A 14,706-nucleotide genomic window follows, 5' to 3' on the forward strand; every position below is an offset into this window, starting at 1 on the left:
GGCTCACGGAAAGAACAAGCGGTTCTAGGGAGAACTGCCGGTGCCAGATGAATCATTTTCAGCGGGCATAAAAAAACGCGGCCTGGGCCGCGTTTTTTGAGGGGCATCCCTGCGGATGCCGGTCTGGCCTGATTACTCGACCTTGGCCTTGGCGCGCAGGTCTTCCTGGAACTTGGCCAGTTTTTGCTGTTGCAGCTGTTGGGCCACCTGGGGCTTGACTTCGTCCAGCTTGGGCAGCTGTGCTTGGCGCACGTCGTCCAGACGGATCACGTGCCAGCCAAACTGGCTCTTCACCGGGGCGTCGGTCATCTTGCCCTTTTCGAGCTTGACCAGGGCTTCAGAAAACTCGCCCACATAGCTGGATGGATTGGCCCAATCCAGATCGCCGCCCTTGGCGCCAGAACCTGGGTCCTTGGATTGCTTTTTGGCGATGTCTTCAAACTTGGCGCCCTTCTTGACGGACGCGATGATGGCCTTGGCGTCGGCTTCCTTCTCCACCAGGATGTGGCTGGCCTTGTATTCCTTGCCACCGTTGGCTGCCACGAACTTGTCGTATTCAGCCTGGATCTCGGCGTCGGTCACCGGGTTGGTCTTTTGGTAGTCGGCGAAGAGTTCGCGAATCAGGATGCTCTGTCGGGCCAGTTCCATTTGGGCCTTGTAGTCGGCCGAAGCTTCCAGGCCGCGCTTTTGGGCTTCCTGCATGAAGATTTCGCGGGTGATGACTTCGTCTTTGATCTGGCCTTCGATATCGGGCGTCACGGGGCGGCCCGAGCGCTCCACCTGCTGCTTGAGCGCCTCAACGCGCTCTTTGGGCACGGCCTTGCCGTTCACGATGGCGATGTTCTGGGCGGAAGCGGGCAGGGCTATCGTGCCCAGCACGGCAGCGGCCATGAGGCCGGACAGGAGCTGTTTCTTCATGCGAAATCCAAAAAATGAGAGGTTGTTTTGTGCCAGCTGAAATCCGGCACGGTGCTATCTGTGGCCGGTTCAGAGAACTTCAATGGCGAGGGCGTGGACGCCTTGGTCAATAAATTCTTGCAGCGCATCATACACAAGGCGATGCTGCGCCACCCGGGGCTTGCCTGTAAACAAAGGTGACGAAATCCGGACCCGAAAATGGGTGCCGAAACCGGTGCCGTTGGCCCCGGCGTGGCCCGCGTGGGCGGCACTTTCGTCCAGCACTTCGAGGCTGGTGGGCACCAGCCGCTGGGCGAGGGTCTGGTGCATCTGCTGGGCGAGGGAAAGATCGGTCATGGGAATCCTCCGGCTCAGGCTGCAGGCTCGTCGCCCTTGAGGTGCGGCGCGATGTAGATGCCCTGGCCTACCAGAAAGACCAGCGGGAAGACGTAGCCCCAGAGCTTGAAGTCCACCCAGGCCTCGGTACTGAAGTTGACCACCACATAGGCGTTGATGGCGGACATGAAAGCGCAGTAGACAATCCACGCCACATTCAGCCGCAGCCAGACGCGGTCGGGCAGGTCGAGCTGGCTGCCCAGCAGCATCTTGAGGAAGTTCTTCTTCATCGCCCACAGGGCCACGGCCAGCGCCAGGGACATGGCGCCGTACAGCACCGTGGGCTTCCACTTGATGAAACGGTCGTCCTGCAGCACCAGCGTGAGCGTGCCGAACAGCAGGATGAGCACCAGCGTGACCTTGTGCATGGTCTGCAGGCGGCGGTCCATCGCGTAGATCAGGCCCATCTGCACCACGGTGGCCGCCATGAGCACAGCTGTGCCCACGTAGATGCCATAGAACTTGTAGGCCCCGAAGAACAGCAGGATGGGGAAGAAGTCGATCAGGATTTTCATGGAGTCGGGGAAATTCTCGGCGGTCAGCCCTTGTCGGATTCGAAGTCGAGCGACGCAGAGTTCATGCAATAGCGCAGGCCGGTCGGTGCCGGGCCATCTTCAAACACATGGCCCAGATGGGCCCCGCATTGTGCACACACCGTCTCGGTGCGGACCATGCCGTGGCTGCGGTCCACGATTTCGGTGATGGCGCCGGGGATGGCTTCGGAAAAGCTGGGCCAGCCGCAGCCGGCGTCGAACTTGGTGTCCGAATCGAACAGCTTGGCATCGCAGCAGATGCAGCGGTAGCTGCCGTCGGCCCAATGTGTTTCGTACTTGCCGGTGAAGGGGCGTTCGGTGGCGGCATGGCGCGTGACCTGAAAGGCCACGGGCTCAGCCCCCTTGTCGCGCAGTACGGCTTGCCATTCGGCGTCGGTCTTTTGAACAGGGTAGGTCATGATGAGCAGCTGATCTCGATGGAAGACGCCCAGTCGGGCGGGAAAGCGGCGTAGGCCTCGTGTCCCGGGTGCTCGTCGAAGGGACGCTCCAGCAACCGCTGCAGGGTTTGGAGTTCGCTGAAGTCGCCAAGTTTCGCCGCACGGATGGCCTGTTCGCCCAGGTGGTTGCGCAGCACGAACTGGGGGTTGGTTTTGAGCATCAAATGAGCTGCTTCCGCCCGACCATCATTTCCTGATAGCTCTGAATATGATAGCAACCATGCGTCGAAGGCCGCGCGATCGGCAAACAGGTCGCGCACCGGCTCGAAGTTGTTCTGCCCCACCGCATGCGAGAGGCGGCGCCAGAAGATCGTGTAGTCCACGCCATTTTTGGCAAGCAGCAGCAGGATGCCGTCGATGAGCGCTGCGTCTTGTTCGCGCACGGCCACCAGACCCAGCTTGGCGCGCATGCGGGCCATGAACGCCTCAGGGAACACGGTCTTGTAGGATTCCAGCGCCGCCTTGGCCAGTTCCTCGTCGCCGATCAGCGGCAGCAAGGCCTGCGCCAGGCAGAAGAGGTTCCAGTACGCCACATTGGGCTGGCGGTTGTAGGCATAGCGGCCCTGTGTGTCGCTGTGGTTGCACACATGCCCGGGCACGAACGCGTCCAGAAACTGGAACGGGCCGTAGTCGATCGTGAGGCCCAGGATGCTCATGTTGTCGGTGTTCATCACCCCATGGCAAAAGCCCACGGCCTGCCACTGGGCCATGAGGCGTGCGGTGCGCTCGCTCACGGCTTGCAGCAGGGCGGCATAGGCATTGCCACTGAAGTCCGGGGTGTCCCGGCATTCGGGGTAGTAGCGGCCGATCACGTAGTCTGCGAGCGTCTGCAGCTGGGCCTCTTGGCCGCTGGCGGCAAAGTGCTCAAAGTGGCCAAAGCGCACAAAGCTCGGGGCTACGCGGGTGACGACGGCTGCGGTTTCCACTTCCTCGCGCCGCACCGGCGCAGGCGAGCCGGTGATGCACAGCGCGCGCGAGGTGGGGATGCCCAGGCCATGCATGGCCTCGCTGCACAGGAACTCGCGGATGCTGGAGCGCAGCACCGCGCGACCGTCGCCCATGCGGGAGTAGGGCGTGCGGCCCGCGCCCTTGAGCTGGACTTCGTGGCCGCCGGCTGTCTCTCCCAGCAGGATGGCCCGGCCATCGCCCAGTTGCCCTGCCCAGACGCCAAACTGGTGGCCGCTGTACACGCTGGCCAGGGGGCGCGAGCCCGCCAGCAATGTGTTGCCAGTGAAAGCCTGCAGCGCTTCATCGCTGCCCAGCCAGGATGTGTCGAGCCCGATCAGGCGGGCCACGTCGGGGCTGGAGCCCACCCAGTGCGGCGCGGGCAGCGGGGTGGGGCGCAGTTCGGTATGGAAGGCGGGGCCCAGGTCGGCAAAAGCGTGGTTCCAGGCCAGGCCCAGGTCGGTGGTGGTCTCGCTGTGGTCGGCGCTCAGATTCATGGCCCCAATTGTCTCGCACCGTGGATGGCACAAGGCGGGCAAGGCCATGCGGCGTTGTTGCTGCGAATCCTCCAGCGCTCAGGAGGTGGGCGCCGCCGCTTCGGATTCCGCCTGCGGCAGTTGCGCGCGGTACTGGCCGGGTGGCATGCCAAACCAGCGCTTGCAGGCACGGAACAGGTTGCTCTGGTCGGCAAAGCCCAGCAGGTCGGCGATTTCGGCCAGGCTGCGGCGTTCGTCGCTCAGGTGCTGGCGCGCGAGTTCGCAGCGGGTGTCATCCAGCAGTTGCTGGTAGCTCACGGACTCAGCCTGCAGGCGCCGCTGCAGGGTGCGGTCAGTGAGGTGCAGGCGTGTGGCAATGTCCTCGCGCCGGGGCTCGCCCAGGTGCAGAACGCGGGCGATTTCGGTGCGCACCCGGGTGCTGGCCAGGGTCTGGCCGAGCTGGCCCAGCTCGGTCTCGACCAGCCGCTCATGCAATGCCCACAGGCTGGGGTTGTGTGTGGGGATGGGGGCTCGCAGGTCGGCTTCCGACAGCAGAAAACGGTTGGCAGGCTGCTCAAAACGCGGCAGCAGCCCAAAGGCTGCGCGGTAGCGGCTGTCCTCGTGCGGTGGTGGCGTGGTGAGGTCCATGGCCAGGGGCACCAGATCGCGCCGGGTCAGCCAGCAGCACAGCGTGAACAGGGTGAGCACTGCAAACTCAATGCGCTGGCGTGGAATGGGCCGGGTGGCGCCGATGTGGCTGAGTGCCAGCCAGTAGCCCTGGCCGCGCGGGTCGCGCTTCATTTCAAAGGTGGTGGCGTCCGAGATCAGGGCCATTTGCCGCTGCAGATGCTCGAAGCCGATCAGCAGGTTGGGGCCGGAGGCCAGTGCGTAGCCCACCAGGTCCACATTGCCGTAGCGTGACGCCAGATCGCGCGCCAGGCCCAGGCCCGGCTGGCCGTAGCGGGTGGCTGCAGCTTCCCACAGGCGACTCACGCGGTCCACGTCCACGCGCGTCTGTGTCTGTGGCTGCTGCTGCAAGGCCTGCAGATCGATGCCTGCCTCGGCGCACAGCTCGACCGCTGGCAACCCCTCAGCGGCAAACATGTCTGCGATGCCGCGCACCCACGCAGCGGAGCTGGTGCGCTGTGTCATGGGTGGCTCATGGGTGGTGCGCCCGCTCAGGGTTTACGCGGGGATGGTGTTCTGAAGTCACTGTTTTGGCGTGGTTGCGATAGTGGGCTGGCGGCGAAGCATTCACACAATCGTCGCCGAGGTCGGGCCCTGCCGCAAGTGTGACGCTTCGCTGAGGTGCGACCCATTCCTAAAAACCCCAAAGGAGACAAGACATGATCAATTTGCGCAAGCGTGTGCCGTGGCTCGGGGCCGCAGTGGCTGTGTTGGCATTGGCTGGTTGTGGTGGTGGTTCGGGCTCTGCACCCGAAGTGCGCGAGACGGTGTATGGCACCGTGCGGGGCGTGGACGATGGTGCTGTCACAGGCACCTACGCCTGGAAGGGGCTGCCATTTGCCCAACCCCCGGTGGGTGACCTGCGCTGGCAGCCGCCTGTGGAGCCCGCCGCCTGGACTGGCGAGCGCAATGCCACGCGCTTTGGCAATGCCTGCCTGCAGATGGGGCGCCTGTACGGGCCGGGTGCCAACAACCGGTTTGATGACACCATCGGCCAGACCCTGGGCACCCCGGTAGGCCAGGAAGACTGTCTCACCCTCAACATCTGGCGCCCTGCCAACACGCAAGACAAGCTGCCCGTGTTGTTGTTCCTGCATGGCGGCAGCGCCATCTCGGGCTACACCGCAGACCCGGTGTACGACGGCGCCGCGCTGGCGCGCAAAGCGAATGCCGTGGTGGTCACGGCCAACTACCGGCTTGATGTGCTGGGTTTCTTCCAGCTGCCGCAACTGCACAGCGGCAGCCAAACGTACACGGGCAACTATGCCCTGCTGGACAACGTCGCAGCCCTGCGCTTTATCCAGCGCAACATCGCCAAGTTTGGCGGCGACGCGGGCAATGTGACGTTGATGGGGCAGTCTGCGGGCGCCATCAATGCGCTGGCGTTGCTCACGGCGCCGCAGGCTGCAGGCCTATTTCACAAGATCGTGCCCATCAGTGGCGGCATCTCGCTGGCCAGCAACCTGCCTGCGGGCTCCATTCCCACGCTCAACCCGGCGTCCAAATACGCCGCCCAGTCGGGGGCACTGCTGGCCGCCCTGGCACTCGCCGACGGCCTCGCGCCCGACGCCGCGGCCGCAGCGGCGCTGGTGGCGGGCTGGACGCCTGCCCAAACCGCAAGCTACCTGCGTGGCAAGGACGGCCGTGTGCTGCTGCAAACCGTGCTGCAGAAGGGGCTGACGGGCTCCGGGCCGATTCCGGATGGTGTGGTGGTGCCTGCCAATCCGATTGCCGAGATAGCGGCTGGCCACTACCACAAGGTGCCAGTGTTGTCAGGCTACACCCTGGACGAGGCCAAGCTTTTTGCACCGTTTCTCGCGCTGCTGGGGGGCAAGCCGGGCCTGAAGATCAGCGATGCCGAGCGTTTTGCGATGACGCAGGGTTTCAATCCAGACGCGCCGACCACGCTTTCGGTGGCCGACATCATCGACCCGTCCTACCTGCCAGTCACTGCGCCCACCACAGGCTACAACGCACGCATGAAGCTGCTGGGCAGCGTGTTTTTTGAGCCCAGCCGTGACAACCTGCTGGGCACATTGCGTGCCCAGCAAACCGAGGTGTGGAGCTACCAGTTCAACTGGGCCCAGCAGCCTGCGCCTTGGGCGGATGTGTATGGGGCGGCGCATGGCTTCGACCTGCCTTTCGTGTTTGGCAACTTCGGCCCCTCGTTGCTGGCCAAGGCGGCCAACAGCACCGCCAACCAGCCGGGGCGCCAGGCGCTCTCGGGCGTGATGATGGACAGCGTGCGCGCCTTTGTGCACACCGGCAACCCCAACCACGCAGGCCTGGGCCAGGAGTGGCAGCCTTGGCCACGCAAGTTCATCTTCGACGCCGACCAGAAGGCCGCACGCCTGAGCGTTCAGTGAAGACTCGGCGCCTGATGCTGTCTGCTATCTCTCTTCATGCTGCAGCCGTGGCCGTGAGGTATGCCCCCAGTGCCTCGTCATCCACGATGGCCACCTTGCCGAAATCCAGCGACACGATGCCCAGCTCTTCCAGCGCGCGCAGCACGCGGTTCACCGTCTGTCGCGACAGGCCCACCAGTTGGCCCAGCTCGTCCTGCGTGAGGTTGAGCCGGCGTGTGCTGCGCCAGAACAGGCGGCTCAGGTACAGCGCCACGCGGTGCTCGGGCGACTGCGTGCGGCCTGCCTCGATGATGGTCATGGCCTGTCCAAGCCGCATGTTCAGGTGCAGAACCAGAAACTGGTTGAACGCCAGGCTGCTTTCACGCAGCGTGGCAAACAGGGGCAGCGGCAGGCACAACAGCGTGGTGGGCCGCAGTGCCACCACGTTGTACTTGCGCGGCTCGGGCTTCATGGCCGAGCCTTCTCCAAACCACTCGCCATCGGGCACGCCGATGAACGCCGACGACCGTCCTTTGCTGGCAGGGCTTTGCAGCATCACCAGGCCCGACAACACGGCATGCCAGCCCTCTACCGCATTGCCTGCGGGCATCATGACGGCTCCCTTGTCGCCCTGCACGGCAAACACCTCATTGCGCAGGCGTTCCTGCAGCGCGACAGGAACGCTGGCAAACCAAGGCTGGGCCGAAATGAAACGCGGAGCAGGAGGGAGGGTGCTGAGCATGTGCGCGATTGTCGCTGCACCGTGGCACAGGGTTCAGGGTTATCCCTTGGGCTTTGTCAACGGGACGACAGGTGTTGGCAGCGGCGCATGGGCGGCGCACACTGGCGGCCTGCCGTGGGGCGTTGGGGGTTGTGCAGCCACGCTGTTGGTGAGGCGTGCAGTGCCTGGGGCGCTGGCGGGTTCCGAAAGCCTCGTTCCATGACTTTGGAGACACCTCAGGCCCGTGCCTCGCGCTACCATGATCTTTCCCTTCACTACAACATCCAAGGAGCACCCATGCTGGGTCTGATGCAGAGTCAACCGTTGCTGATCTCGTCGCTGATCGAGTTCGCAGAACGCCACCATGGCGACGCCGAGATCGTCTCCCGGCGGGTAGAGGGTGACATTCATCGCTACACCTACCGCGACCTGGCGGCACGCTCACGCCGCCTGGCCAATGCGCTGGACGATCTGCAACTGCAGTTCAGCGACCGCGTGGCCACGCTGGCCTGGAACGGCTACCGCCACATGGAGATGTACTTCGGTGTTTCCGGCTCGGGCCGTGTGCTGCACACGGTCAATCCGCGCCTGCACCCCGATCAGATCGCCTGGATCGTTAACCACGCCGAAGACCAGGTGCTGTGCTTCGATCTCACCTTCCTGCCCCTGGTGCAGGCCGTGCACGCCAAGTGCCCCACTGTGAAGAAATGGGTGGCTTTGTGCGATGCCGACAAGCTGCCTGCAGACTCTGGTGTTCCCGGCCTGTCGAGCTACGAAGATTGGATTGGCGCCCATTCGACCGACTACGCCTGGCCCGAGTTCGACGAGAACTCGGCATCGAGCATGTGCTACACCAGCGGCACCACGGGCAACCCCAAGGCGGCGCTGTACAGCCACCGCTCCACCACGCTGCACGCCTATGCGGCTGCGCTGCCCGACGTGATGTGCCTCTCGGCCCGCGACTCCGTGCTGCCGGTGGTGCCCATGTTCCACGTCAACGCCTGGGGCATTCCGTATTCGGCCGCGCTCACGGGTTGCAAGCTGGTGTTCCCCGGTCCGGCGATGGACGGCAAGTCGATCTACGAACTCATCGAAGGTGAGAAGGTTACCTACGCTGCAGGTGTGCCCACCGTGTGGCAGATGATGCTGGGCCACATGAAGCCTGCGGGGCTCAAGTTCTCCACGCTGCGCCGCACGGTCATCGGTGGATCGGCTTGCCCCCCCGCCATGATCCATGCGTTCAAGGAAGACTACGGTGTAGAGGTGCTGCACGCCTGGGGCATGACCGAAATGAGCCCGCTGGGCACGCTGTGCACGCTCAAGAACAAGCACCTGGCCATGTCCAAGGATGAGCAGATGAAGGTCCTGCAAAAGCAGGGCCGTGCGATCTATGGCGTGGACATGAAGATCGTGGGTGGCGACGGCAACGAGTTGCCCTGGGATGGCAAGACCTATGGCGATCTGTTGGTCAAAGGCCCGTGGATTGTGGGCAGCTATTTCAAGGGCGAGGGCGGCAATCCGCTCATCAAGGACGCGCAAGGTCGGGGCTGGTTCCCCACGGGCGACGTGGCGACCATCGATGCCGACGGCTTCATGCAGATCACCGACCGCAGCAAGGACGTGATCAAGTCGGGCGGCGAGTGGATCAGCTCCATCGACATCGAGAACATCGCCATGGCGCATCCTGCGATTGCCATGGCAGCCTGTGTGGGCATGCCGCACCCCAAGTGGGACGAACGCCCCATCGTGGCGGTGGTCAAGCGCCCTGGCACCGAAGTCACACGCGATGAGCTGCTGGCGTTTTATGAGGGCAAAACCGCCAAGTGGCAGATCCCGGATGACGTGGTGTTTGTGGATGCCATTCCGCTCGGTGCCACCGGCAAGATGCTCAAGACCAAACTGCGCGAGCAGCTCAAGGATTACAAGCTTCCGGGCCTGTGATCAGGGAGGGGCAATGCATGGGCGCGCATCGCTTGCGAAGGCCTTTTTTTGCACTGCCCCAGGCTGGTGCGCGCTCGGGGGAGCGCAGCGCCAGTCACGTGTGCGACGCTGGTAGGGGCAATCCCTGAGCATCGCTTTGTTGCAACGCGGTACGCTGCGTTGTGTCGATTCACTAGGAGACAAAACCATGAAATTTGCTATTAAGGCTGTAGCAGCCTCGGTAATCTTGGCGGCCGCTGGCGGGGCCTTCGCTCAAAAGGGCGAGACAGTGAAGATCGCTTGGCTGGACCCCCTTTCGGGCCTGATGGCAGCCGTCGGAACGAACCAGCTCAAGAGCTTCCAGTTCATCTCCGAAGAGTTCAACAAGAAGAACGCCGCAGGCGTCAAATTCGAGATCATCGGAATCGACAACAAACTCAGCCCACAAGAGACCACCAGCGCCCTGCGCTCGGCCATGGACCAGGGCGCACGCTACGTGGTGCAAGGCAACGGCTCTGGCCCTGCGCTTGCCATCATGGATGCGCTGGAAAAGCACAACGCACGCAATCCCGGCAAGGAAGTCCTGTTCCTGAACTACGCCGCCGTGGATCCCGATCTCACCAACAGCAAGTGCAGCTACTGGCACTTCCGCCTGGATGCAGACACGTCCATGAAGATGGAAGCGCTGACGACCTACATGAAGGACTTGCCCGAGGTCAAGAAGGTCTACCTGATCAACCAGAACTACTCGCACGGCCACCAGGTCTCGAAGTTCGCCAAGGAAATGATGCAGCGCAAGCGCCCCGATGTGCAGTTTGTCGGCGACGACCTGCACCCTCTGGCCCAGGTGCGCGACTTTGCCCCGTACATCGCCAAGATCAAGGCATCGGGTGCCGACAGCGTGATCACCGGCAACTGGGGTTCTGACCTCGCGCTGCTGATCAAGGCCGCCAATGATGCAGGCCTGAACAACGTCAATTTCTACACCTACTACGGTTCCGTCACTGGCAGCCCCACGGCCATGGGATCGGCCGCCGCAGGCCGCGTGTACATGGTGGCCTATGCCCACATGAACTTGCCCGGCGAGCTGAACAAGATCGTGCTGGACTACAAGAAGAAGTTCAACGACGACATGTACACGGGCGCCGTGTACCACGCGTTCACGATGCTGTCGGAAGGCTTTGCCAAGGCCAAGTCCACCGACCCCGTCAAGGTGGCTGCTGCGTTTGAAGGCATGAAGTTCAAGAGCTTCAATGGTGAAGTCGAAATGCGCAAGACCGACCACCAGCTGCAGCAGGGCCTGTTCATCTCCAAGTGGGAAAAGGCGGGTGGCAAGTACCCGATCGACTCTGAGAACACCGGCTACACCTTTGTGCCAGTGAAGTACTACGAGCCCTATGTGGCCAGCACGCCCACGTCGTGCCAGATGAAGCGCCCGTAACTCCTGCGTGACCGCTTCGAGGCCCGACCTGGCTCGGGCCTTTTTTTTACCCCTGCAGTGAAAAATTCCAATGAATCCTGAGTTTTTCGTGATCTCTTTGCTGAACGGAGTGAGCTACGGGCTCCTGCTGTTCATGCTGAGTTCCGGCCTCACGCTGATCTTCAGCATGATGGGCGTGCTCAACTTTGCACACACCAGCTTCTACATGCTGGGTGCCTACTTTGCGTTCACCATCTCCGGGGTGGTGGGCTTCTGGCCAGCGCTGGTGATCTCTCCACTGGTGGTGTTCGTGCTGGGGGCGGCGTTCGAGCGCTATTGCCTGCGCCGCGTGCACAAGTTTGGCCATGTGCCGGAGCTGCTGGTCACCTTCGGGCTCTCCTACCTCATTCTGGAAGTGGTGCAACTGGTGTGGGGCCGTTCCACTGTGCCCTACGGCCTGCCAGAGCAACTGCAGGGGCCCCTGTTTTCGTTGTATGGCACGCAGTTCCCCAAGTCGCGTTCGTTCGTGATGCTGGTGGCCCTGCTGATGCTGGTGTCCGTGTGGCTGCTGCTGACTCGCACGCGCATCGGCCTGGTGATTCAGGCGGCGCTCAAATACCCCGAGATGGTCGAGGCGCTCGGCCACAACGTGCCGCGTGTGTTCATGCTGGTGTTTGGCGGTGGCGCTGCCCTGGCCGGCCTGGCTGGTGTGATCGGTGGCAACACCTATGTCACCGAGCCCGCGATGGCGGCCTCGGTCGGCTCCATCATCTTTGTGGTGGTGGTGGTGGGGGGCATGGGTTCTCTGGCGGGAGCGTTCATCGCCTCGCTGCTGATCGGGGTGGTGCAGACCTTTGCGGTGGCGCTCGACTACTCGATGATCCACGTGTTCAAGGCCGTGGGCGTGGCGGTGACGGACCAGACCTTCGGCTACCCGCTGCTCAAGCTCACGATCTCCCAGGTGGCGCCCATCCTGCCGTACCTGTTCCTTGTGCTGATTCTGATCTTCCGCCCCAAGGGCTTGCTGGGTACGCGGGAGGATTGATGCCATGAATTCGACTACCAACACTGTCTCCAGTGCCACCGCGCACTACCGGTTCAAGCCCTGGAATGTGGGGAGGATCGTCATCTGGTCGCTGTTTGCGATTGCCTTGATTGTGGCGCCCATGCTGTTTCGCAGCAGCCTGGCGCTGACCATGCTCTCGCAGATCGGCTACCTCATCATCATCTGCCTGTCCTACAACATGTTGCTGGGGCAGGGCGGCATGCTGAGCTTCGGCCATGCGGTGTACACCGGCCTTGGCTCGTTCATTGCCATCCATGCCATGAACATGGCTGGCAAGGGCAGCTTCCACATCCCGCTGGTGCTGATCCCTCTGGTGGGTGGGCTGGCCGGGGCCTTTTTCGCCATCATCCTGGGCTTCGTGACCACCAAGAAGTCGGGCACGACGTTTGCCATGATCACGCTGGGCATTGGCGAGCTGGTCGCGTCGATGGCCCTGATGTTCCCCGAGTTCTTCGGTGGCGAAGGGGGCATCACCACCGACCGGGTGTATGGCAAGGCCTTCTTTGGCCTGAATTTTGGCTCGGGCATGCAGGTCTACTACCTGATCGCCGCCTACTGCTTCGTGTGCACGGCAGCGATGTTTGCCTTCACCGGCACGCCACTGGGCCGCATCCTGAACGCCGTGCGCGACAACCCCGAGCGTGTGGAGTTCATTGGCTACAACACGCAGCGGGTGCGCTACTTCGCCTTCATCATCGCGGGCTTTTTCGCCGGTATCGGCGGAGGCCTGGCCACGATCAACTTCGAGATCGTGACCGGTGCCGACAGCCTGAATGTGGTGCGCTCCGGCGGCTACCTGCTGTTCACCTTCCTGGGCGGGGCCACGTTCTTCTTTGGTCCGATCATCGGCGCCGTGCTGCTGGTGCTGGCCTCGGTGTTGCTTTCCGAGTTGTCCAAAGCCTGGCTGCTGTACCTGGGCCTGGTGTTCCTGTTCATGGTGATGTACGCCCCCGGCGGCGTGGCCAGCCTGATCATGATGAACCTGCGCCTGGCCAAGTTCGGCAAGCTGCGCCAGTTGTGGACTTCGTATCTGGCGCTGGGTGGCACGGCCCTGGTGGGGGTGCTGGGCGCGGCCTGCATGATCGAAATGACCTACCACCTGCAGCTCAATGCAGCTCTCGGGTCAGAACTCACGTTCCTGGGCGCCACGCTCAATGCCAAGGGCTTCACCAGCTGGTTTGGCGCCGTGTTCGTGATGGTGACGGGCTTCGCCTTGTTCGAGATGTGCCGACGCCAGTTTGTGCGCCAGTGGGGCCGTATCCAGGAAGAAATAGAACATGAAATCAAGCGTGGGGAGGCTCTGTAACCATGGCGGCTGACAACGCAACCTATGCGCTCGAACTGCGCGACTTGCGCAAGAGTTTTGGCAAGACCGAGATCATCCGTGGCGCCAACCTGGCGGTGGCGCCGGGCGAACGTGTGGCCATCATCGGCCCCAACGGTGCGGGCAAGTCCACGCTGTTCAATCTGATCAGCGGGCGTTTTGCGCCCACCAGCGGTGACGTGATCCTGAACGGCCAGCGCATCAATGGCATGGCGCCGTACGAGATCAACCGGCGCGGCCTCTCGCGCAGTTTCCAGATCACCAACATCTTCCCCAAGCTGTCGGTGTTCGAGAACCTGCGCTGTGGCGTGCTCTGGAGCATGGGCTACAAGTACACGTTCCTGCGCTTCCTGTCGAACCTGCACGATGCCAACGAGCGTGCCAAGCAGCTCATGGAGATGATCAAGCTCGACAAGAAGCGCGACACGCTGGCGATGAACCTCACGTATGCCGAGCAGCGCGCGCTGGAGATCGGCATCACCATCGCGGGCGGCGCCAATGTGATCCTGCTGGACGAACCCACGGCCGGTATGAGCAAGACCGAAACCACGCGCTTCATCCACCTCATCAAGGAAGTGACCGAAGGCCGCACGCTGCTCACGGTGGAGCACGACATGGGCGTGGTGTTTGGCCTGGCCGACAAGATCGCCGTGGTGGTCTATGGTGAGGTGATTGCCTTTGACACACCGGACAAGGTGCGCGCCAACCAGCGCGTGCAAGAGGCCTATCTGGGCTCGGTGGTTGCGGACGAGCAGGGGGCGGGACACTGACATGCTGAAAATCGAGAATCTCCACGCCTACTACGGCAAGAGCCATGTGCTGCATGGCGTGACCTTCGACGTGCAACCCGGTGAAATCGTGGCCCTGCTGGGGCGCAATGGCTCCGGCCGCTCCACGACTGCCAAGGCCATCATGGGCCTGGTGGACTGGGAGGGCACCCTCAACTGGAAGGGGCAGGACCTCAACGGCAAGAAGGCCTACGAAATCGCCCACCTGGGGGTAGGCTACGTGCCCGAAAGCCGCGATGTGTTCCCCAACCTCACGGTGCACCAGAACCTGATGCTCGGTCAGAAGGGCAGTGGCAAGAACAGCCGTTGGTCGTTTGACGACATGTACGATATGTTCCCCCGCCTCAAGGAGCGCCAGCACACCGAGGCGGGCGTGATGTCGGGCGGCGAGCAGCAGATGCTGACCCTGTGCCGCACGCTGATGGGCGACCCTGACCTGATCATCATCGACGAGCCCACCGAGGGCCTCGCGCCCAAGATTGTGGAGCTGGTGGGGCAGTACCTGCAGACCATCAAGTCGCGCGGCATTTCGGTGCTGCTGATTGAGCAGAAGCTGACCATCGCCATGAAGATCTCGGACCGTGCGCTGGTCATGGGGCATGGCTCGATCGTGTTCCAGGGCACACCGGACAGTTTGCGGGCCGACAACTACATCCGCAAGGAATGGCTTGAAGTCTGACGATTTCTGAAAAACCATGGCTAAAAGAGGCGCCCGATAGCTGAAGGCGCC

General features: G+C 62.8%; 14 protein-coding genes. 7 read left to right on the forward strand and 7 right to left on the reverse strand.

Features of this window, described 5'->3' with window-relative positions:
• Positions 1-132: 132 nt before the first annotated feature.
• The 6 genes from ACSQ3O_RS11255 to ACSQ3O_RS11280 all read right to left on the reverse strand — a co-directional run bounded on the left by ACSQ3O_RS11255 (position 133) and on the right by ACSQ3O_RS11280 (position 4,857).
• Complete coding sequence (locus tag ACSQ3O_RS11255; RefSeq protein WP_436138929.1) at positions 133-918, reverse strand: foldase protein PrsA; 786 nt, start codon at positions 916-918, stop codon at positions 133-135.
• A gap of 69 nt (positions 919-987) precedes the next feature.
• Positions 988-1,254, reverse strand: a complete 267-nt coding sequence (locus tag ACSQ3O_RS11260; protein WP_298452186.1) for a BolA family protein — start codon at positions 1,252-1,254, stop codon at positions 988-990.
• 14 nt (positions 1,255-1,268) lie between these two features.
• The gene (locus ACSQ3O_RS11265; RefSeq protein WP_137746530.1) at positions 1,269-1,808 is read right to left on the reverse strand and encodes a septation protein A; all 540 of its coding nucleotides are present in this window, start codon (positions 1,806-1,808) and stop codon (positions 1,269-1,271) included.
• A 23-nt stretch (positions 1,809-1,831) separates the two neighbouring features.
• Complete coding sequence (msrB, locus tag ACSQ3O_RS11270) at positions 1,832-2,245, reverse strand: peptide-methionine (R)-S-oxide reductase MsrB (RefSeq protein ID WP_436138930.1); 414 nt, start codon at positions 2,243-2,245, stop codon at positions 1,832-1,834.
• On the reverse strand, positions 2,242-3,726 hold the full coding sequence (locus tag ACSQ3O_RS11275) for a protein adenylyltransferase SelO (protein ID WP_436138931.1): 1,485 nt from the start codon (positions 3,724-3,726) through the stop codon (positions 2,242-2,244). Before ACSQ3O_RS11275 ends, msrB begins: the two co-directional genes overlap by 4 nt.
• A 78-nt stretch (positions 3,727-3,804) precedes the next feature.
• Entirely contained in the window at positions 3,805-4,857 is a 1,053-nt protein-coding gene (locus tag ACSQ3O_RS11280; RefSeq protein WP_249368001.1) for an AraC family transcriptional regulator, read from the reverse strand.
• Between the two features lie 194 nt (positions 4,858-5,051).
• On the opposite strand from ACSQ3O_RS11280, the gene ACSQ3O_RS11285 reads away from it, so the two are divergent.
• Entirely contained in the window at positions 5,052-6,758 is a 1,707-nt protein-coding gene (locus ACSQ3O_RS11285) for a carboxylesterase/lipase family protein (protein ID WP_436138932.1), read from the forward strand.
• Between the two features lie 34 nt (positions 6,759-6,792).
• Here ACSQ3O_RS11285 and ACSQ3O_RS11290 read toward each other — a convergent pair whose 3' ends face one another.
• The gene (locus ACSQ3O_RS11290; RefSeq protein ID WP_436138933.1) at positions 6,793-7,479 is read right to left on the reverse strand and encodes a Crp/Fnr family transcriptional regulator; all 687 of its coding nucleotides are present in this window, start codon (positions 7,477-7,479) and stop codon (positions 6,793-6,795) included.
• Between the two features lie 276 nt (positions 7,480-7,755).
• On the opposite strand from ACSQ3O_RS11290, the gene ACSQ3O_RS11295 reads away from it, so the two are divergent.
• The 6 genes from ACSQ3O_RS11295 to ACSQ3O_RS11320 all read left to right on the forward strand — a co-directional run bounded on the left by ACSQ3O_RS11295 (position 7,756) and on the right by ACSQ3O_RS11320 (position 14,655).
• The gene (locus tag ACSQ3O_RS11295; RefSeq protein ID WP_137746535.1) at positions 7,756-9,399 is read left to right on the forward strand and encodes a 3-(methylthio)propionyl-CoA ligase; all 1,644 of its coding nucleotides are present in this window, start codon (positions 7,756-7,758) and stop codon (positions 9,397-9,399) included.
• 187 nt (positions 9,400-9,586) lie between these two features.
• The gene (locus tag ACSQ3O_RS11300) at positions 9,587-10,819 is read left to right on the forward strand and encodes a branched-chain amino acid ABC transporter substrate-binding protein (RefSeq protein ID WP_137746536.1); all 1,233 of its coding nucleotides are present in this window, start codon (positions 9,587-9,589) and stop codon (positions 10,817-10,819) included.
• A gap of 70 nt (positions 10,820-10,889) precedes the next feature.
• Positions 10,890-11,843 carry a branched-chain amino acid ABC transporter permease gene (locus tag ACSQ3O_RS11305; RefSeq protein ID WP_137746537.1) on the forward strand — a complete coding sequence of 318 codons (954 nt, stop codon included), beginning with the start codon at positions 10,890-10,892 and terminating at the stop codon, positions 11,841-11,843.
• 4 nt (positions 11,844-11,847) lie between these two features.
• A complete protein-coding gene (locus tag ACSQ3O_RS11310; RefSeq protein ID WP_436138934.1) occupies positions 11,848-13,170 on the forward strand; it encodes a branched-chain amino acid ABC transporter permease in 1,323 nt (440 codons plus the stop codon).
• Positions 13,171-13,172: 2 nt separating this feature from the next.
• Entirely contained in the window at positions 13,173-13,958 is a 786-nt protein-coding gene (locus ACSQ3O_RS11315) for an ABC transporter ATP-binding protein (RefSeq protein WP_124514469.1), read from the forward strand.
• Position 13,959: 1 nt separating this feature from the next.
• The gene (locus ACSQ3O_RS11320) at positions 13,960-14,655 is read left to right on the forward strand and encodes an ABC transporter ATP-binding protein (protein ID WP_063460507.1); all 696 of its coding nucleotides are present in this window, start codon (positions 13,960-13,962) and stop codon (positions 14,653-14,655) included.
• The last annotated feature ends 51 nt before the right edge of the window (positions 14,656-14,706 follow it).

The sequence above is a fragment of the Acidovorax sp. LjRoot74 genome (assembly GCF_964254355.1).
GTDB lineage: Bacteria > Pseudomonadota > Gammaproteobacteria > Burkholderiales > Burkholderiaceae_C > Acidovorax.